This window comes from Isoptericola sp. NPDC057559, from assembly GCF_042801555.1.
Taxonomy (GTDB): domain Bacteria; phylum Actinomycetota; class Actinomycetes; order Actinomycetales; family Cellulomonadaceae; genus Isoptericola.
This window is the reverse complement of sequence record NZ_JBHVFQ010000009.1, coordinates 137,810-155,678: the sequence shown is the minus strand read 5'-3', so window position 1 is coordinate 155,678 and position 17,869 is coordinate 137,810. Positions and strand designations below refer to the sequence as shown.

The window sequence follows — 17,869 nt, the reverse complement described above, 5'->3', positions numbered from 1 at the left end:
CGGGGGATGCAGCCACCTAGCCTACCCGTCACCCACCGGTCGCCAGGCGGTCGGTCCCGAGCGCCCGGCGGGCCCGCCGCGTGAGGTCGTCCACCAGGGCCGCGCGCCACGCCGTCCAGCCCGCCGGCCCCAGGGACGACGCGTCGGCCTCCGTCAGCGCCCGGACCGTCTCCAGCAGGTCCGCGCGGTGCTCCAGCGCGTCCAGGAGCTCCGTCACGGTGGCCGGGTCCTCCAGGTCCGCGGTGGTCGCCAGCCGCGCGAGGGTGAGGTGGTGGCGCACGACCAGGCCGACGTCGCGCGCCACGGCGTCATCGAAGCCGGTGCGCCGCACGACGTCGGGAGCGATCGCGGCGCCCTCGACGGCGTGGTCCGTGCTGGCCGCGCCGCGCCGCTTGCCGATGTCGTGCAGCAGCGCGGACAGCAGCAGCACCTCGCTCGGCGCCGGGGCCACGCCGGCGTCGGCCGCGATCTGGCGTCGCACCCGCGAGGCCCGGGCGACCGTCTCGACGAGGTGCCGGTCGACCGTGTGCCGGTGGATCGCCGCGCGCTGCGGGCGGTTGCGCACGCCGGCCCACTCGGGGATCCAGGTCGTCACGACGCCGGCGAGGTCGAGCGCCTCCCAGACGGGCACCTGGGCCGGGCCGGCGCCGAGCAGGGTGAGCAGGGCCGTGCGGGCGGCGGGCGGCCACGGCACCGGAGGCGGCGGGCTCTGGGCCAGCGAATGCACGGTGACCGGTGAGAGCACGAGGCCCGTGCGCGCCGCGGTGGCCGCCGCCCGCAGCGGGAGCAGCGGGTCGTCGGCGGGCTGCGCACCGGCGGCCAGCACCAGCTCGCCGTCGTGCTCGACGAGGCCGTCGCCCGCGGACCGCAGGCGCGGGGCCGACCGCCGGCCCCGGACCACGACCGGCCGGCGCACCGCGGGGCGCTGGAGGGCCTGTCGCGCCCGGCGCACGGTCGAGTCCAGGGCGTACGAGATCTCGCGGCCCGCCTCGGCGAGGCCCGCCAGCAGCTCGTCCGGGTCGTCGTGGCCGCACCGCGCGGCGACCTCGTCCAGGTCGGCGAGCAGCAGCCGCGTGGAGCGGCGCCGCGTGACGACGTGCACCGTGTCGCGCACGTCCAGCAGGTGCGCGTACGCCCGGTCGACCCGCCCGTGCGGCCGGTCGGTGAGCCAGGTGGCCGCGAGCGCCGACAGCAGCACCGCGTCGCGGATGCCGCCGCGGGACTCCTTGAGGTCCGGCTCGATGAGGTACGCGAGCTCGCCGGCCCGCTCCGCGCGCTCCCGGGCGCTGTGCAGCAGCTCCGGCAGGCGCCGCCGGGAGGCGGACCGCCAGTCCGTGAGGATCGCCGAGGCGGCCCGGTGCACGACCACGGCGTCGCCCGCGAGCGGGCGCACGTCGAGCCAGCCGACCGCGGCCGGGAGGTCGGTGGACGCCAGCCGGCGGGTCTGGCTCAGGGAGCGCACGGCGTGGTCGACGTCGACCCCCGAGTCCCACAGCGGGTACCAGAGGGCGTCGGCGACCCGGGCGAGCTCGTCGGGCTTGTGGGTGCGGCCGTCGTGCACGAGGACGAGGTCGAGGTCGGACAGCGGGCCCGGCTCGCCGCGGCCCAGGCTGCCCACGGCGGCCAGCGCGATCCCCGCCGGGTCGACGTCGGCCGTGGCGGCCTCGTACAGGGGCGCGAGCCGGTCCGTGACGAGCTGCTGCAGGGCGGTGCGGCGCGCGACGCCGGACCGGCCGGGGCCCGTCAGCCCGTCGGCCAGGGCGAGCAGGTCGGCGCGCAACGGGCCGACCGGGCCCCGCCCCCCGGTGGTCGGGGGGCGGGGCCCGGTCGGGTCCCCGAGGGGGTCGGGCACGGGCAGCGCCACCTAGAGGGCCGCGTCGCCGTGCTCGCCGGTGCGCACCCGCACCACGTCGTCGAGCGAGGTGGTCCACACCTTGCCGTCGCCGATGCGCCCGGTCTGGGCGGCCTTGACGACGACGTCCACGACAGTGGGCGCGTCCCCGTCCGCGACGAGCACCTCCACGCGGACCTTGGGCACCAGGTCCACGGTGTACTCGGCGCCGCGGTAGACCTCGGTGTGCCCCTTCTGGCGGCCGTAGCCGCTGGCCTCGCTGACCGTCATGCCGCGGATGCCGGCGGCCTCGAGGGCGGACTTCACGTCGTCCAGGCGGTGGGGCTGGATGACTCCCGTGACGAGCTTCATGCGCGGATCTCCTTCGCGACCGAACCCTGCTGGATCGTCTCGTACGCGGTCTCGCTGTGCACCGCGAGGTCGATGCCGCCGACCTCGGCCTCCTCGGGCACCCGCCAGCCCATGACCGCCTTGAGGGCGAGGGCTATCACCGTGGTGAGCACCAGGGAGAAGACGACCGCGATGAGGGCGATGATCACCTGCACGACGAGCTGGGAGAACCCGCCGCCGTAGAACAGGCCGGTCTCGGTGGCGAGGAAGCCGATGGAGACGGTGCCCCAGAGGCCGGCCACCAGGTGCACGCCGACGACGTCGAGCGAGTCGTCGTAGCCCAGCTTGTACTTGAGGCCCACCGCGAGGGCGGACAGGACACCGGCGACGGCGCCGAGCAGCAGCGCGCCCACGGGGCTCACGGACCCGGCGGCCGGGGTGATCGCGACCAGGCCCGCGACGACGCCGGACGCGGCACCGAGCGAGGTGGCGCTGCCGTCGCGCAGCTTCTCCGTGACGAGCCAGGCGAGCATGGCGGCCGCGGTCGCCGACGTCGTGTTGACCCACGCGAGGCCCGCGGACTCGTTGGCGCCGAACGCGGAGCCGGCGTTGAACCCGAACCAGCCGAACCACAGCAGCGCCGCGCCGAGCATCACCATCGTGAGGTTGTGGGGGCGCATCGGCTCGGTGCCGAAGCCCTTGCGCTTGCCGACCACGAGCGCCAGCACGAGGGCCGCGGCGCCGGCGTTGATGTGCACCACCGTGCCGCCCGCGAAGTCGATCGGCGCGGCGATCCCGCCGAACGGCCCGTCGGCGGACAGCAGCCCGCCGCCCCAGACCATGTGCGCCATCGGGAAGTAGACGACCGTCGCCCAGATGCCCGCGAAGACCATCCAGGTCCCGAACTTCACGCGGTCGGCGATGGCGCCGGAGATGAGCGCGACGGTGATGATCGCGAACGTGACCTGGAAGGCCACGTCGATGACCTGCGGGTAGTTGCCCAGCGGGCTCACCACCGCGTCACCCGCGTCGTCGAAGAGCGTCCCGCTCAGCCCGAACTGGTCGAACGGGTTGCCGACGATCCCGCCGACGTCCGAGCCGTAGGACATCGACCAGCCCCACAGCACGTAGATCACGCCGATGACGCCGATCGCGCCGAACGACATCATCATCATGTTCAGCACCGACTTGCCGCGCACCATGCCGCCGTAGAACAGCGCCAGGGCGGGCGTCATGAGGAGCACGAGCGATGCCGACGTCAGCATCCACGCAGCGGCCCCGGTGTCCCATTCCATGGTGTTCTCCCCTCGCCAGCCCGGCGGCTGGTCGGGGACAACACTCGCGGTGCACCGTTTCGCCCGTGCTCAGGTTGTGTGACGGGCAGGTGACAAAGCGGCCTCGGACGTCAACGTTCTGTTACGTGGCGCGCCGTTGCCCCGGTCCGGCGGGTCAGCCGAGGAGGCCGTCGACGAACTGCTCGGGGTCGAAGGGCGCCAGGTCGTCCGGGCCCTCCCCCAGGCCGACGAGCTTGACCGGCACGCCGAGCTCGCGCTGCACGGCGACGACGATCCCGCCGCGGGCGGTGCCGTCGAGCTTGGTCAGCACGATGCCCGTGACGCCCGCGACCTCGCCGAAGACGCGCGCCTGGTTGAGGCCGTTCTGGCCCGTGGTGGCGTCGAGCACCAGCAGCACCTCGGCCAGCGGGGCCTCCCGCGTGATGACGCGGGTGATCTTGCCGAGCTCGTCCATCAGGCCGGCCTTGTTCTGCAGCCGGCCCGCGGTGTCGACCAGCACGACGTCCGTACCGTCGGCCTTGCCCTGCTTCACCGCGTCGAACGCGACGGCGGCCGGGTCCGCGCCGTCGCGGTCCGCGCGCACGGTCTCCACGCCCACCCGCGAGCCCCAGGTCTGCAGCTGGTCGGCGGCCGCCGCGCGGAACGTGTCCGCCGCGCCGAGGACGACGGTGCGGTCCTCCGCGACCAGCACCCGCGCGAGCTTGCCGACGGTCGTCGTCTTGCCCGTGCCGTTGACGCCCACGACCAGCACCACCGCGGGCAGCCGCGTGCCGTCGTCGCCGACCGGGCCGGTCGTCGCGATCTCGCGGTCCAGGGACGGGTCGACGACGTGGAGCAGCTCCTCGCGCAGCAGGTCGCGCACCGACCGGGGGTCCTTGACGCCGAGCACACGCACCCGCGTGCGCAGGGCGTCGAGCAGCTCCTCGGCCGGGCCGGCGCCGATGTCGGCGAGCAGGAGGGTCTCCTCGAGCTCGTCCCAGTCGTCCTCCGTGAGGTGGTCGCGGGAGAGCACGCTCAGCAGGCGCGCGCCGAACGGGGAGCCCGAGCGGGCGAGCCGGTCGCGCAGGCGGACCAGCCGGCCCGCGACCGGCTCCGGCGTCTCCAGGGCGGGGGCCGCCGGGCCGGCGTCCTCGGGCGCCGCGACCTCCGGCACCCCGACCCCCGGCTCCGCGGCGGGCGCCTCCGGGGCGGGCGGCGCGAGCGTCGTCGAACCACCGGCGTCGTGGTCCGGGCGCCGCCGGCGCGACCGCGGCACGAGCAGGGCGGCGCCGCCGCCGACCACGACGACGACACCGAGGAGGATCCAGAGCCAGAGCAGATCAGTCACGCGCACAGTCTCCCAGAACCGCGCACCACCGCCGCCCGGGCCGGCTCACCGCCGGGCGGCGCGGGACGCGGGTCGCGAGCGACCCTGCGGCGCCGGCCGCGACGGCTCACTCGGGCTTGCGGACGGTCCCCACGTGCCAGGTGCTGCGCGCCTGCAGCCGCGCCCGGTGCAGGGCCTCGGTCAGCTCCTCCGGGTCGACGTACCCCGGGGCGTCCTCGATCGTCGCGGCGAAGAACTCGTCCATGCCGGTCTCGACCGGGGCGGGCGGCGCGGCGCGCCTGCGCCGGAGCCCGGACCGGAAGTCGCGGAGGAAGCGACGGAGGCCGGGGGCGTCCTCGTCCTGTCCCTCACGACGCTCCATGACGTTGGCCACGAGGAACACCACCGCAGCGAGAACGAGGGACCCGAGGACCCAGAAGACGAACGTGAGCATGGCGCTATTCTCCTCGCGCGACGGCGGTCTCGCGCATCCGCTGGGAGATGACGGTCGTCACACCGTCGCCGCGCATGGTCACGCCGTACAGCGCGTCCGCGACCTCCATCGTGCGCTTCTGGTGGGTGATGACGATGAGCTGCGAGTCCTCCTGCAGCTCACGGAAGATCTCGAGCAGCCGGCCCAGGTTGACGTCGTCCAGGGCGGCCTCGACCTCGTCCATCACGTAGAAGGGGCTGGGGCGGGCCTTGAAGATCGACACGAGGAACGCCACGGCCGTGAGCGACCGCTCCCCGCCGGACAGCAGCGACAGCCGCTTGACCTTCTTGCCGGCCGGCCGCGCCTCGACCTCGATGCCCGTCGTGAGCAGGTCCGACGGGTCCGTCAGCACCAGCCGCCCCTCGCCCCCGGGGAAGAGCCGGCCGAACACCCGCACGAACTGCTCCGCGGTGTCCTGGAAGGCCTCGGCGAACACCTGCTGCATGCGCTCGTCGATCTCCTCGACGATGTGCAGCAGGTCCTGGCGCGACTTCTTGAGGTCGGCGAGCTGCTCGGTGAGGAACTGGTGGCGCTCCTCCAGGGCCGCGAACTCCTCCAGCGCGAGCGGGTTGACGGCGCCGATCCGGGCGAGCGCCCGCTCCGCCGTCGCCAGCCGCTTCTCCTGCTCCGCGCGCACGTAGGGCACCGGGTCCGGGTCGGGATCGTCCTCCGCCGCGTCGGCGGGCCGCGCCACGGGCACGTCCCGGTGCGGGCCGAACTCCTCGACGAGCACCTCCGGGTCGCTGCCCAGCTCGTCGACGGCCCGGGCCTGCAGCTGCTCCAGCCGTGCCACCTGCTGGGCGCGCGCTACCTCGTCGCGGTGCGCCACGTCGGTGAGGTCGCGCAGCTCGCCCGCGAGCCGGTCGGCGTCGGCCCGCACGGCGTCGAGCTCCTGCTGGCGCGCCGCCCGCTCCTCGTCGGCCGCGGCCCGCTCGGACTGCGCCCGCTCGATCGACCGGGCGAGGACGCCGAGCGCCGTGCCGGCGTCGTCGCGCACCGACGCGGCCGTGCGCGCCTCCGCCGCCCGCTGCACCGCGCGCCGCTCCGCCTTCTCGCGCGCCGCCCGCTCCTGGGCGGCGGCCCGGGCGAGGCCCTGCGCGCGGCCCGCGACCGCGCGCGCCCGCTCCTCGCTCGTGCGCAGCTCCAGCCGCGCCTCGGTCTCGGCGGCGCGCGCCGCGGTGGCGCTCGCCTGGGCCGCGTCCCGCTGCCGCTGGGCGGCCTCCACCTGCTCCTGCGACTGGGCGGGCTCCGCCTCGGCCACCTCGAGCCGACGCGCCAGGTCGGCCAGCTCGGCCTCGTCGGCCTTGCGCCGGTCGTGGGCCTTCGCGAGCGTGGCGCGGTGCCGCTCCGCCTCCGCGAGCGCGGAGCGGTGCGCCGCGCCCAGCGTGCCGAGCTGCTCGGCCACGGCGGCGAGCGCCGCGTCGGACTCGTGCAGCCGCGCGAGGGTGTCGTCCTGGGCCGCCTGGGCCGCCTCGAGGCGCTCGCGCGCGCCGACCAGCTCGAACCGGCACCGCTCCCCGCGGGCGGCCGCGTCGTCGAGCCCCTCCTTCGCCTCGTCGAGCGCGGACGTCAGGTGCAGCACGCTCGGCGCCGCGGCGGAGCCGCCCCAGGCGCGCCCCGCCCCGAGCAGGTCGCCCGCGCGCGTGACCGCCACGACTCCCGGCGTCGCCTGCACCAGCGCGCGGGCCTGCGCCAGGTCGTCCACCACGACGACGTCCCGCAGCAGGGTGCGCAGCGGGGCCGCGGCGGGGCCGGCCACGGTGACGACGTCGGTCGCGCGGCGCGCGCCGCGGGGCAGGTCCACCGCGACGGGGTCGCTCGCGTCCGCCGGCGCGGACCCGCCCACCACGAGGCCGGCGCGGCCCGCGTCGTCGTCCCGCAGGCGCCGCAGCGCGTCGACGGCGGCGTCGACGTCGCGGACCGCGACCGCGTCGGCGACCGGGCCGAGCGCGGCGGTCACCGCGTCCTCGTAGCCCTGCTCGACGCCGAGCAGCGCGGCCACCGAGCCGAGCACCCCCGGCGCGGCGTCCGCGAGGAGGGCGCCCGCCCCGTCCTTGCGGTCGAGGCTCAGCTCGAGCGCCTCGACGCGCGCGCTCCACGTGGCCCGGTCGCGCTCCGCCTCCGCCGCGCGGGCCTCCAGGTCCCGCACCGCGGCCTGCGACTCGGCGAGCGCCGTCGTCGCGTCCTCGTGCCGGGCGTCGAGGTCCTCCTCGCCCTCCTCGGCACCCACGACCTGCACCTCGAGCGCGCCGAACTCGCGCGCGGCCTCCTCGGCCCGGCGCTCCGCCTCCGCCACGACCTCCCGCACGCGCTCCAGCTCCGCGTCGCCGGCCTCGACCCGGCTGCGGCGGGCGGCCACCTGCCCGGAGAGCCGCGCCAGGCCCTCGCGCCGGTCCGCGGCGCCGCGGTGCAGCGTCGCGAGCTCGCGCTCCGCGGCGTCCGCGGCCTTCTCCGCATCGGTGCGGGCGGCGACGACGCGCTCGACGGCCTCCCGCGCCAGCTCGACCTCGCGGGTCAGCTCCGCCTCCGTCGCCCGGGCGCGCTCCGCCTGCGCCTCCAGGGCGGCCGGGTCCTGCCCGCGCTGCTCCGGCTCGACGGTGCCGAGCAGCCGCACCCGCTCGTCGGCCAGCGTCGCCAGGCCGCGCAGCCGCTCCCGCAGCGCGCTCAGCGCGTGGAACGCGTCGGCCGCACGACCCGCGTCCGCGACGGCGCCGGACGCCGCGACCTCCAGGCGCGCCAGGTGCGCGCGCGCCCGCTCCAGCCCCTGCTCCGTGGCCTGCTGCCGCTCCTTCAGCGCCGCCTCGTCCGCCCGCTCCTGCGCCATCTGCGCGGTGAGCTGGGCCAGGTCGTCGGCCAGCAGGCGCGACCGGGCGTCGCGCAGGTCGGCCTGCACCGTCCGGGCCTTGCGGGCCGCCTCGGCCTGCCGCCCGAGCGGCCCGAGCTGGCGGCGCAGCTCCGCCGTGAGGTCGGTGAGGCGGGCGAGGTTGCCCTGCATCGCCTCGAGCTTGCGCAGCGCCTTCTCCTTGCGCTTGCGGTGCTTGAGGACGCCCGCGGCCTCCTCGATGAAGCCGCGGCGGTCGTCGGGCGTGGCGCGCAGCACCGCGTCGAGCTGCCCCTGCCCCACCACGACGTGCATCTCGCGGCCGATGCCGGAGTCGCTCAGCAGCTCCTGGATGTCGAGCAGCCGGCACGAGCTGCCGTTGATCGCGTACTCCGACCCGCCGCTGCGGAACAGCGTGCGGGAGATCGTCACCTCGGTGTAGTCGATCGGCAGGGCGCCGTCGGTGTTGTCGATCGTCAGGGACACCTCGGCGCGGCCCAGCGGGGGGCGGCCGGAGGTGCCGGCGAAGATGACGTCCTCCATCTTGCCGCCGCGCAGCGACTTCGCGCCCTGCTCCCCCATCACCCAGGAGAGCGCGTCGACCACGTTCGACTTGCCCGAGCCGTTGGGCCCGACCACGCACGTGATGCCCGGCTCGAGGCTCAGCGTCGTCGCCGAGGCGAACGACTTGAAGCCGCGGAGCGTGAGCGTCTTGAGGTGCACGCGGCGAGCCTAACCGCCGGAGGCCGCGGATCCGCGGAACTCCGCCGGTCCCGCCCGATCACACCCGGCCCCGCCCGACCCCGGGTACGCATCGAGCGTGCCGGCTCGTTCCTCACCATCGTCGGTCGAGGAACGAGCCAGCACGCTCGATGCTTCGGGGCGCGGGACGCGGCGCCCCCGCCGCCGGGATGTCAGAGGTGCGGGAACCAGAGCCCGATCTCGCGGGCCGCGGACTCGGGCGAGTCGGAGCCGTGCACGAGGTTCTGCTGCACCTTCAGGCCCCAGTCGCGGCCGAGGTCGCCGCGGATGGTGCCCGGGGCCGCCTCCGTCGGGTTGGTCGCGCCCGCGAGGGAGCGGAAGCCGGGGATGACGCCCTGGCCCTCGGCGACGACGGCGAGCGTCGGGCCCGACAGCATGAAGTCGACGAGCGGCTGGTAGAACGGCTTGCCCTCGTGCTCGGCGTAGTGCGCGGCGAGGAGCTCGGTCGTCGCCTGCTTGAGCTCGACGGCGGCCAGGGTGTAGCCCTTCGCCTCGATGCGCCGCAGCACCTCGCCGGACAGGCCGCGGCGGACGCCGTCGGGCTTGACGAGCACGAGCGTGCGCTCGACGGGCTCGGCGGGCAGGGTCGTGTCTGCGACGTCGGTCATGCCCCAGAGCCTATCGGCGCCGGCACCCCCTTCGACCACGGGACCCGTGTCGCCATGACGTGAATGACGACACAGGTCCCGTGCTCGAAGGGTGCGCGGCCGGTCAGAGGTTGGGGGCCGTCTCCGGGTGCTCGGCGTCGTAGGCGGCACGCTCGCGGTCGATGCGGCCGCCGAGGCGCAGCGCCACGACCCACATGACGACGAACAGCACCCCGACGACGAACATCATCGGCAGCAGCAGGCCCATCGCCAGCACCGGCACCTGCACGACCGTCCCCGCGTAGTACCCCATCGGCGTCCCGACCATGCGGGACATCACGAGCAGCACCACGAACAGCACGCCGATGACGCCCCAGAGGGCCACCGGGGACTCGATGACCAGGGGTCCGCGCTCGTAGCCGGAGTTGCGCAGCCCGTAGAGGGCGACGCCGGCGAAGAGCACCACGAAGGCCTCCAGCTGCAGCATCATCGACGTGAACTGCGCCTTGGCGGGCCTGCGGGGCTTGATGCGGTCCCCCGGGCGGGGACGGTCGTCCTTCTTGCTCACGACCCCACGATATCCGCGCGCTCGCGGGTGCCGGGACCGTCGTCCGGGGCGACACCCTCGGACGCGTCGCCGATCTCGTCCACGACCACCGCGCCGGGCTCGCCGTCGGCCGCGAGGGCCTTGGCGGGGTCGGTGACCGCCTCGCCGCGCGCCACCATGCCGGCGATGTCGGAGAGCTTGATCACGGGCAGGAAGATCGCGAGGACCAGGCCCAGCACGATCAGCGGCAGCAGGTACCAGAACGACGGCGCCAGCGCGTTCGCGTAGGCGTCGATGACGCCGGACTTGAACGGCTCCGGCATGGCCTGCACGACGGCCGGGGTGAGGCCCTCCTCCGACGCGCCGCCGGCGCCCGCGGGCATCCCGGCGAAGACCTCCGTGAGGTTGTCCTTCAGGCGCGTGGTGAAGATCGTGGTGAACAGGGCCGTGCCGACCGCGGCGCCGATCTCGCGGAAGAAGTTGTTGGCGCTCGTCGCCGTGCCGAGCTCGCGCGGGTCGACGGCGTTCTGCACCGCGAGCACGATGGTCTGCATCACGAGGCCCATGCCGGCGCCGAGCGCGAAGATCATGGCCCCGAAGGTCCACATCGACATGTCGCCGGACAGGCGCGTGAGCCACACCATCGACAGGCCCACGACGATCAGCCCGACGACCGGGTACGCCTTGTACCGCCCCGTCCTGGAGATCGCGATACCCGAGGCGATCGAGGTCAGCATCATGCCGGCCATCATCGGGAGCATCAGCCAGCCGGACTCGGTGACGCCGGCACCGGTGGACATCTGCAGGAACGTCGGGATCATCGCCATGGCCGAGAACATGCCCATGCCGAGCACCAGGCCGATGAGCGTGGTGATCGTGAACGTGCGGTTCTTGAACAGGCGCAGCGGGATCAGCGGCTCGGCCACGCGGGTCTCCACCACGATGAACGCGGCGACGGCCAGCAGGGTCACGACGACCAGGCCGGAGAGGCGCCAGTCGGCCCAGTCGTAGCCGCCGGAGGACAGCGACCGCCAGCTGGTGACGAGGACGATGCCGGTGGTGGCGACGGCCATGGTCACGATGCCGGCCCAGTCGACCGGGCGCGAGGAGCGGTGCGACGGCAGCTTGAGCGAGAACCAGGCGATGGCGAACGCGATGATGCCGATCGGGATGTTCAGCCAGAAGGTCCAGCGCCAGCCCGGGCCCTCGGTGAGCCAGCCGCCCAGGAGGGGGCCGAGGACGGCGGAGATGCCGAAGAGGGCGCCGAGCGGGCCCATGTACTTGCCGCGCTCGGAGGCGGGCACGATGTCGGCGATGATCGACTGCGACAGGATCATCAGGCCGCCGCCGCCGAGGCCCTGCACGGCGCGCCAGACGACGAGCTCCGGCATGTTCTGGGCGAACCCGGCGCCCGCGGACGCGAGCGTGAACAGGCCGATCGCGACGAGGAACGGCCAGCGCCGCCCGTAGAGGTCGCCGAACTTGCCGTACAGCGGCATGCCGATCGCGACGGCCAGGATGTAGGCCGTGATGACCCACCCCTGGTGCTCGACGCCGTTGAGCTCGCCGACGATCGTGGGCATCGCGGTGCCGACGATCGTCTGGTCGAGGGAGGACAGGAACATCGACGCCATCAGGGCGCCGAAGATCAGCCAGACGGTGCGCTGCGTCAGGACGACGAGCGGCTTGTCCGGCGCGGTGGGAGCAGCGTGGCTCATGGGACACCTCGGATCGGTGGCGCGGAGCGCCGGGTAGTGACGGGGGCTGGGGGGTCGGGGGCGTGCGGTCGGCACGGCGCCGGGGCGCCGGGTTCCCGCCGCGGGTCACGCCGCCGGGTTCACGGGTTCACGCCGTGAGGATCGCGGCGAGCTGGTCGATGACGCGCGCGACGTGGTCGCCGACGTCGCCGTGGCGGCCGGTGCGGTCCCACTCGTCCATCGCGGCGCGCGCGACGCCGAAGACGACGAACGTGCACACCTCCGGGTCGGCGGGCAGCGGGGCCGCCTGGTGGCGCCGCTCGAACAGCGCGACCACCTGCGACTTGTGCCGCTCGAACCAGGCGAAGTGCCGGGTGAGCAGGCGCGGCTCGAGCTGGAGGATCTCCAGCATCCGCTCCGCGGCGTGCTGGCCGGGGCCGGAGAACGCGTGGAGCAACGAGCGCACGAGCACCTCGACGTCCGCCACGAGGCGGCCGTGGGGTCCCCCGGCCGCGAACGACTCGCGGACCTCGGCGCTCAGCTCGAACGCGCCCTGACCGAGCACCGCGTCGTCCTTCGACTCGAAGTAGTTGAAGAACGTGCGGGGCGAGATCTGGGCGGCCTCGGCGATCTCCTCCACCGTGACCGCGTCGAAGCCTCGCTCGAGCACGAGGCGCTGTGCGGCGTCGACGATCGCGTCCGTGCGGGCGCGCTTCTTGCGCTCACGCAGCCCGAGGTCGCCGGCGGCAGATGGAGGAGTCACCGGACAATGATGCACCCGCTGCAATTTTGCACCAAGTGCAATTTCCTGTGAGCGTGCTCACACCTCGCCGAAGCCGCCCTCGATGAGCCCGACGACGGTGGCCACGGCGTCCTGCGCGTCGGCCCCGCGGGCCGCGACCTCCACCTCGGTGCCCGCCGCGGTCCCGAGCGCCATGAGCTGCAGCACGCTGGTCGCGTCCACGCCCTGCAACGTCACCGGGCCGCCGAACGCCGCCGCGGCGCGCGCCACCACCGCGGCCGGGCGCGCGTGCAGGCCCAGCGGGTTGCGGATCGTCACCCGCGCCGTCACGGCGTCCCCCGGGCCCGCGCCCCGGTCCGCGGCGGGCGGGACGGGCGCGGCAGGGGCGCCGGGCACGCCGGGCGCCGCGGCAGCGGGCGGGCCGCCGGCGGACTGCGCGGCCGCGAGCACCGCGGCGACGTCCGCGCCCTGCTGGGCCGCGACCGCGGCCGCGACGGCGCCCTCCACGAACGGGGCGTCGGCGAGCAGCACCCGGCCGGCGAGGTCGTCGTCGAGCTCCAACGCGGTCTCGACGGTCAGGACGGCGGAGCCGAGGTCGGCCAGGACCACGACGCCGTCCGCGCCGGGCAGCACGCGCCCGAGGGCCTCCTGCACGACCTCCAGCGACGTGCCGAGGCCGCCCTCGCCGTCCCCCGCCCCGCAGTCGATGGCCACGTCCGGCGCCATCTCGCGGGCCAGCTCGGCCGCCCCCTCCGCGAGGCGGGCCGAGTGGGAGACGAGCAGCAGCCCGACGCTCACGCCGGGTCGCCGCTCACGTCGCCCGCCGCGCCGTCCAGGGCCGCGTCGAGCGCGGCGCGCAGCAGGAGCGCGGTCGACCGGGCACCCGGGTCCTCGTGCCCGGCGCTGCGCTCGCCCAGGTAGGAGGCGCGCCCCTTGGTGGCCACGAGCGGGATGGTGGCGGTCGCGCCGGCGTCGGCGGCGTCCGCGGCGGCGCGCAGCACCACGACGGGGTCCTGGCCGGCGTCCGCGGCGGCGGTGGCCGCCTCGACCGCGGGGGCGAGGGCGTCGACCATCGTCTTCTCCCCCACCTGCGCCTTGCCGCGGGACGTCACGCCCTCGAGCGCGGCGTCGAGCAGGACGACGACGCCGGACCCGTCGACGCTCGGGCGCGCGGAGCGCTTCGCCGCGCGCAGGAACGCCGTCCCGTACAGCGGGCCGGAGGCTCCCCCGACCTTCGACATGAGCGTGGTGGCCACGAGCATGAGGACGTCGCCGACGTCCGCCCGCTCCGCGGCGCCCGGCTCGTCGAGCTTGGCGACCACGGCCTGGAACCCGCGGTTCAGGTTCTCCCCGTGGTCGCCGTCCCCGATCTGCCGGTCGAGCTCGGTGAGCTCGTCCTTCGCCGCCGCCACGACGTCGGCGGTGCGCCGCACCCAACGCTCCGCCCAAGCCACGTCGAGACCCATCCCCGCACGCCTCCTCGCCTCGGGGCGCCCCTCGGCGCCCGTCACCAGTGCAACGCCGCCGTGCGCACCGGCGCGTCCCACAGCTCCCGCAGCTCGTCGTCCAGCCGCAGCACCGTGATGGACGCGCCCTGCATCTCCAGGGACGTCACGTAGTTGCCCACGAGCGACCGGGAGACGGTGACACTGCGCTCCTCGAGCAGCCCGCGCGCTCGACCATAGACGACGTACAGCTCCGACAGCGGCGTGCCGCCCATCCCGTTGACGAACAGCAGCACGTCGTCGCCGCCCGCCAGCCGGAGGTCGTCGGCGACCGGGTCGAGCAGGCTGCGCGTGATCTCGGTGGCGCCGGAGAACGGGATGCGGTGGCGGCCCGGCTCGCCGTGGATGCCGATGCCGATCTCCACCTCGTCGTCGGGCAGGTCGAAGGAGGGCTTGCCCACGTGCGGCACCGTGCAGGCGGTGAGCGCCACGCCCATGGAGCGCACGTTCGCGACCACGCGGCCCGCGACCTCCGTGACCGCGCCGAGGTCGTCGCCGCGCGCCGCGGCCGCGCCGGCGATCTTCTCCACGCACACGGTCCCGGCCACGCCGCGGCGGCCCGCGGTGTACAGGGAGTCCTCGACCGCGACGTCGTCGTTCACGAGGATCGTCGTGACCTGCGACCCCTCGGCCTCGACGAGCTCGACCGCGGTCTCGAAGTTGAGCACGTCGCCGGTGTAGTTCTTCACGATGGCGACGACGCCCGCGCCGGAGTCCGCGCCCAGGATGGCGGGGACGATCTGGTCCGGGGTGGGCGAGGTGAACACCGCGCCCGGGACGGCCGCGTCGAGCATCCCGTCGCCCACGAACCCGGCGTGCAGGGGCTCGTGCCCCGACCCGCCGCCGCTGACCAGGCCCACCTTGCCCGCCACGGCACCGCCGGCCCGCGACACGTAGACGGGCTCCAGGTGCACGTCGACCAGGTCGGCGTGCGCGAGGGCGAAGCCCGCGAGCGAGTCGGTGACCGCGTCCGCGGGGTCGTCGAGCAGCTTCTTCATGTCCTGCCTCCTCGGCTCACGGCTGCCACGCACGGTCGGCGGCCTGTCCCCCATCCAACACCCGGCGGCGACGGCACGCAGCGCCCCGGACGGCCCGCGCGCGGGTGATCATGCGCGTCGCGGGCGCGCGGATCCTGCTCCGCCGGGTCAGCCCCGGCCGAGCAGGATCCGCGCGTCCGCGACGGTGATGACCGACCCCGTGACCAGCACGCCGCGCCCGGTGCCGACGCCCACCTGGTCGCCGCTCTCGGCGAGGTCCGCCGCGACCTGCAGCGCCTCGTCGAGCCGGGCCGTGGTGCGCACCCGGTCCTCGCCGAAGATCTCGCGCGCCACCTCGGCCAGGTCCTCGGGGTCGGCCGAGCGGTCCGAGGAGTTGCGGGTGAGCACCAGCTCGGTGATCGCCGGCTCGAGGGTGGCGAGCAGGCCCTCCACGTCCTTGTCGGCCATGACGGCGACGACGCCGACCAGCCGCGGCAGGTCGAACTCCTCGTCCAGCGCGTCGACCAGGGCCTGCGCGCCGTGCGGGTTGTGCGCCGCGTCGACCAGGACGGTCGGGCTGGAGCGCACCACCTCGAGGCGGCCCGGCACCACGACGTCGGCGAACGCGGTCTCCACCACGCCCCCGTCGAGCGCGCGCCCGCCGAGGAACGCCTCGACGGCCGCCAGGGCGAGCAGCGCGTTGTGGGCCTGGTGCACGCCGTGCAGCGGCACCAGCACCTCGGTGTAGAGCCCGGCGGGCGTGCGCAGGTCCACGAGCTGCCCGCCGACGGCGACGCGGCGGCCGGCGACCTCGAGCTCCAGCCCCTCGCGCAGCAGGTGGGCGGAGACGGCGGCGGCCCGCTCGCGCAGGATCTCCTCCACGACCGGCTCCTGCGCGGCGCTCACCACCGTGGCGCCGTCCTTGACGATCCCGGACTTCTCCGTCGCGATCTCGGCGAGCGTGGAGCCGAGCCAGCGCTCGTGGTCGATCCCGACGGGCGTGAGCACGGCGACCTCACCGTCCACGACGTTCGTGGAGTCCCAGCGCCCGCCCATGCCGACCTCGATCACCGCGACGTCGACCGGGGCGTCCGCGAACGCGGCCACCGCCATCACCGTGAGGACCTCGAAGAAGCTCAGGCGGGGGCCGCCCTCGGCCTGCGACTCGCGGTCCACGACCCCGATGTACGGCGCGACGTCCTCCCAGACCTCGACGAACCGGGCGGCGCTCAGCGGCTCGCCGTCCACCTGGATGCGCTCGGTGACGCTGGTCAGGTGCGGCGAGGTGAACAGGCCGGTGCGCAGCCCGTGCTCGCGCACGAGGCGCTCGGTCATCCGCGCCGTCGACGACTTGCCGTTGGTGCCGGTGAGGTGGATCGACCGGAACGCGCGCTGCGGGTCGCCGAGCAGCTCCAGCACGCGCTGCACGCGTGCCAGCGTCGGGTCGATGTCGTGCTCCGGCGCGCGGGACATGATCTCCGCGTAGACCTCGCGCAGCGACTCGTTCGCGACGGCGTCGTCGGCCGCCTGGCGGGCGGCCTGACGCTCGGCCGCGCGGGCCTTGCGAGCGGCGGACGAAGGCTTGTTCTCAGCGTCGGGGGTCACTCCCGAAGGATAGGCGGTGCCCGCCCGCCGACGACGACGCGTCAGCGCGGCTCGAGCACGACGACCGGCGTCTCGCCGGACCGGTGCGCGGCGAACCGGTCGACGTCGCCCCAGCCCCGGTGGCTGCCCACGAGGGCCCACAGGCGGTCGCGCTCCGGCCCCTGCGCCGCCGCGCCCCGGACGGGACGTGGGCCGTCGACGGTGTCGACGTCGGCGTCGGGGTGGGCCCGCAGGTTGAGCCACCACGCGGGCGGCGGGTCGCCCCAGCCGTTCATGGCGAGCGTCACGTACCGGCCCTCGTCCTCGACGTAGCCGAGGATCACCGCGCGCTCCTGGCCGCTGCGCCGCCCGACCACGCGCAGGCGCAGCATCCCGAACCTGCCGCCGGGCGTCGGGCGGCGCAGCGGCCAGCGCCCGCCGGTCAGCCGGTAGCCGGCCCGCTGGAACGCCCACGCGGAGCGCACGAACCAGCGCGGGGGCACGAAGGGGGGACGGTCGGGGGCGGGTGTCGCGACCATGGCGGGGACTCCTCGCGGGCGCCGGCGCCGGCGCGCCGGGACGTCCAGGCTAGCCCCGGGGGGCGGTCCGCGCCGCGGTCGTCGCCCGGGGCTGTCGTCGACCGGCGCTACGGTCGACGCGATGGCCACCGACGACGCCCCAGTCCGCCTCGCCCACCACACCGTCCAGGGCCCGCCCGGGTCGACGGCCCCGCCGCTCGTCCTGCTGCACGGCGGAGGCGGCGACGGGACCACGTGGGACCCGTTCGTCGCACCGCTCGCGCGCCGCGCCACCGTCGTGGTGCCCGACCTGCGCGGGGCGGGCCGCAGCCCGGCCGTCGGCGCCGGCTCCGTCACCGCGCTGCGCGACGACGTGCTCCTGCTGCTCGACGACCTCGCCCTGGACCGGGTGGTGCTGGTCGGCCACTCGCTGGGCGGGCTGGTCGGGCTGCTGGTGGCGCAGGAGCGGCCCGGCCTCGTCGCCGCGCTCGTGCTGGAGGAGTGCCCGCCGCCGGAGCCGCTCGGCCTGCCCGTGCCGACGGGGTTCGCGGACGACGCGTCGTTCTACGAGCGCAGGATCCGCCCGGCGGTGCTCGCCACGCTCAACTCCCCCGACCCCGCGCGGGCGGACGCCCTGGCCGGCGTCACCGCGCCGACCCTCGTCATCGGCGGCGGCCCCGACAGCCACCTGCCGCAGGACGCGATGGAGCGGATGGCGGCGCGCCTGCCCGACGCGCGGTTCGTCACGCTGCCCGGCGGCCACCTGGTGCACCCGACCCACCCCGAGACGTTCCTGCGCGAGGTCGAGGCGTTCCTCGACCTCGCGCAGGGCGGGTGGTGACCGCGGGTCCCG

At 75.4% G+C, this 17,869-nt stretch carries 16 protein-coding genes; 1 reads left to right on the top strand and 15 read right to left on the bottom strand.

All coding sequences use genetic code 11. The features are described 5' to 3' along the window. Positions 1-28: 28 nt before the first annotated feature. The 15 genes from ACFU5J_RS11430 to ACFU5J_RS11360 form a co-directional block, all read right to left on the bottom strand. Positions 29-1,864, bottom strand: a complete 1,836-nt coding sequence (locus ACFU5J_RS11430; RefSeq protein WP_430578789.1) for an HD domain-containing protein — start codon at positions 1,862-1,864, stop codon at positions 29-31. Then, complete coding sequence (locus ACFU5J_RS11425) at positions 1,865-2,203, bottom strand: P-II family nitrogen regulator (protein WP_225565022.1); 339 nt, start codon at positions 2,201-2,203, stop codon at positions 1,865-1,867. It lies immediately after the preceding gene. Next, a complete protein-coding gene (locus ACFU5J_RS11420; protein ID WP_430575118.1) occupies positions 2,200-3,477 on the bottom strand; it encodes an ammonium transporter in 1,278 nt (425 codons plus the stop codon). The genes ACFU5J_RS11425 and ACFU5J_RS11420 overlap by 4 nt, the downstream gene beginning before the upstream one ends. A 154-nt stretch (positions 3,478-3,631) precedes the next feature. Beyond that, the gene (gene ftsY, locus ACFU5J_RS11415; RefSeq protein ID WP_430578788.1) at positions 3,632-4,804 is read right to left on the bottom strand and encodes a signal recognition particle-docking protein FtsY; all 1,173 of its coding nucleotides are present in this window, start codon (positions 4,802-4,804) and stop codon (positions 3,632-3,634) included. 106 nt (positions 4,805-4,910) lie between these two features. Further along, complete coding sequence (locus tag ACFU5J_RS11410) at positions 4,911-5,237, bottom strand: hypothetical protein (RefSeq protein ID WP_430575116.1); 327 nt, start codon at positions 5,235-5,237, stop codon at positions 4,911-4,913. A 4-nt stretch (positions 5,238-5,241) separates the two neighbouring features. Further along, entirely contained in the window at positions 5,242-8,820 is a 3,579-nt protein-coding gene (gene smc / locus ACFU5J_RS11405) for a chromosome segregation protein SMC (RefSeq protein ID WP_430578787.1), read from the bottom strand. Between the two features lie 191 nt (positions 8,821-9,011). Beyond that, the gene (gene ndk, locus ACFU5J_RS11400) at positions 9,012-9,467 is read right to left on the bottom strand and encodes a nucleoside-diphosphate kinase (RefSeq protein ID WP_430575114.1); all 456 of its coding nucleotides are present in this window, start codon (positions 9,465-9,467) and stop codon (positions 9,012-9,014) included. Between the two features lie 103 nt (positions 9,468-9,570). Then, a complete protein-coding gene (locus ACFU5J_RS11395) occupies positions 9,571-10,014 on the bottom strand; it encodes a DUF4233 domain-containing protein (protein WP_430575113.1) in 444 nt (147 codons plus the stop codon). Continuing rightward, positions 10,011-11,711 carry an MDR family MFS transporter gene (locus tag ACFU5J_RS11390; RefSeq protein ID WP_430578786.1) on the bottom strand — a complete coding sequence of 567 codons (1,701 nt, stop codon included), beginning with the start codon at positions 11,709-11,711 and terminating at the stop codon, positions 10,011-10,013. The genes ACFU5J_RS11395 and ACFU5J_RS11390 overlap by 4 nt, the downstream gene beginning before the upstream one ends. A gap of 127 nt (positions 11,712-11,838) precedes the next feature. Then, positions 11,839-12,453, bottom strand: coding sequence for a TetR/AcrR family transcriptional regulator (locus ACFU5J_RS11385; protein WP_430578785.1), 615 nt, complete (start codon positions 12,451-12,453; stop codon positions 11,839-11,841). A gap of 57 nt (positions 12,454-12,510) precedes the next feature. Beyond that, the gene (gene dhaM, locus ACFU5J_RS11380; protein WP_430578784.1) at positions 12,511-13,230 is read right to left on the bottom strand and encodes a dihydroxyacetone kinase phosphoryl donor subunit DhaM; all 720 of its coding nucleotides are present in this window, start codon (positions 13,228-13,230) and stop codon (positions 12,511-12,513) included. Beyond that, a complete protein-coding gene (dhaL, locus tag ACFU5J_RS11375; RefSeq protein WP_430578783.1) occupies positions 13,227-13,898 on the bottom strand; it encodes a dihydroxyacetone kinase subunit DhaL in 672 nt (223 codons plus the stop codon). Before dhaL ends, dhaM begins: the two co-directional genes overlap by 4 nt. Positions 13,899-13,939: 41 nt before the next feature. Beyond that, on the bottom strand, positions 13,940-14,935 hold the full coding sequence (gene dhaK, locus ACFU5J_RS11370; RefSeq protein ID WP_430578782.1) for a dihydroxyacetone kinase subunit DhaK: 996 nt from the start codon (positions 14,933-14,935) through the stop codon (positions 13,940-13,942). A 147-nt stretch (positions 14,936-15,082) separates the two neighbouring features. Continuing rightward, complete coding sequence (locus ACFU5J_RS11365) at positions 15,083-16,519, bottom strand: bifunctional folylpolyglutamate synthase/dihydrofolate synthase (protein ID WP_430575107.1); 1,437 nt, start codon at positions 16,517-16,519, stop codon at positions 15,083-15,085. Positions 16,520-16,560: 41 nt separating this feature from the next. Further along, complete coding sequence (locus ACFU5J_RS11360) at positions 16,561-17,037, bottom strand: nitroreductase/quinone reductase family protein (RefSeq protein WP_430575106.1); 477 nt, start codon at positions 17,035-17,037, stop codon at positions 16,561-16,563. Positions 17,038-17,158: 121 nt separating this feature from the next. On the opposite strand from ACFU5J_RS11360, the gene ACFU5J_RS11355 reads away from it, so the two are divergent. Next, positions 17,159-17,857: an alpha/beta fold hydrolase gene (locus tag ACFU5J_RS11355; protein ID WP_430578781.1), complete on the top strand. Its 699-nt coding sequence runs from the start codon at positions 17,159-17,161 to the stop codon at positions 17,855-17,857. Positions 17,858-17,869 lie beyond the last annotated feature (12 nt).

Coding starts and splice junctions, on each gene's coding strand:
- dhaK (WP_430578782.1), bottom strand. CDS start 14,935: ATGAAGAAGCTGCTCGACGACCCCGCGGACGCGGTCACCGACTCGCTC.
- dhaL (WP_430578783.1), bottom strand. CDS start 13,898: ATGGGTCTCGACGTGGCTTGGGCGGAGCGTTGGGTGCGGCGCACCGCC.
- ACFU5J_RS11420 (WP_430575118.1), bottom strand. CDS start 3,477: ATGGAATGGGACACCGGGGCCGCTGCGTGGATGCTGACGTCGGCATCG.
- ACFU5J_RS11425 (WP_225565022.1), bottom strand. CDS start 2,203: ATGAAGCTCGTCACGGGAGTCATCCAGCCCCACCGCCTGGACGACGTG.
- ACFU5J_RS11360 (WP_430575106.1), bottom strand. CDS start 17,037: ATGGTCGCGACACCCGCCCCCGACCGTCCCCCCTTCGTGCCCCCGCGC.
- ndk (WP_430575114.1), bottom strand. CDS start 9,467: ATGACCGACGTCGCAGACACGACCCTGCCCGCCGAGCCCGTCGAGCGC.
- ACFU5J_RS11355 (WP_430578781.1), top strand. CDS start 17,159: ATGGCCACCGACGACGCCCCAGTCCGCCTCGCCCACCACACCGTCCAG.
- ACFU5J_RS11390 (WP_430578786.1), bottom strand. CDS start 11,711: ATGAGCCACGCTGCTCCCACCGCGCCGGACAAGCCGCTCGTCGTCCTG.
- ACFU5J_RS11410 (WP_430575116.1), bottom strand. CDS start 5,237: ATGCTCACGTTCGTCTTCTGGGTCCTCGGGTCCCTCGTTCTCGCTGCG.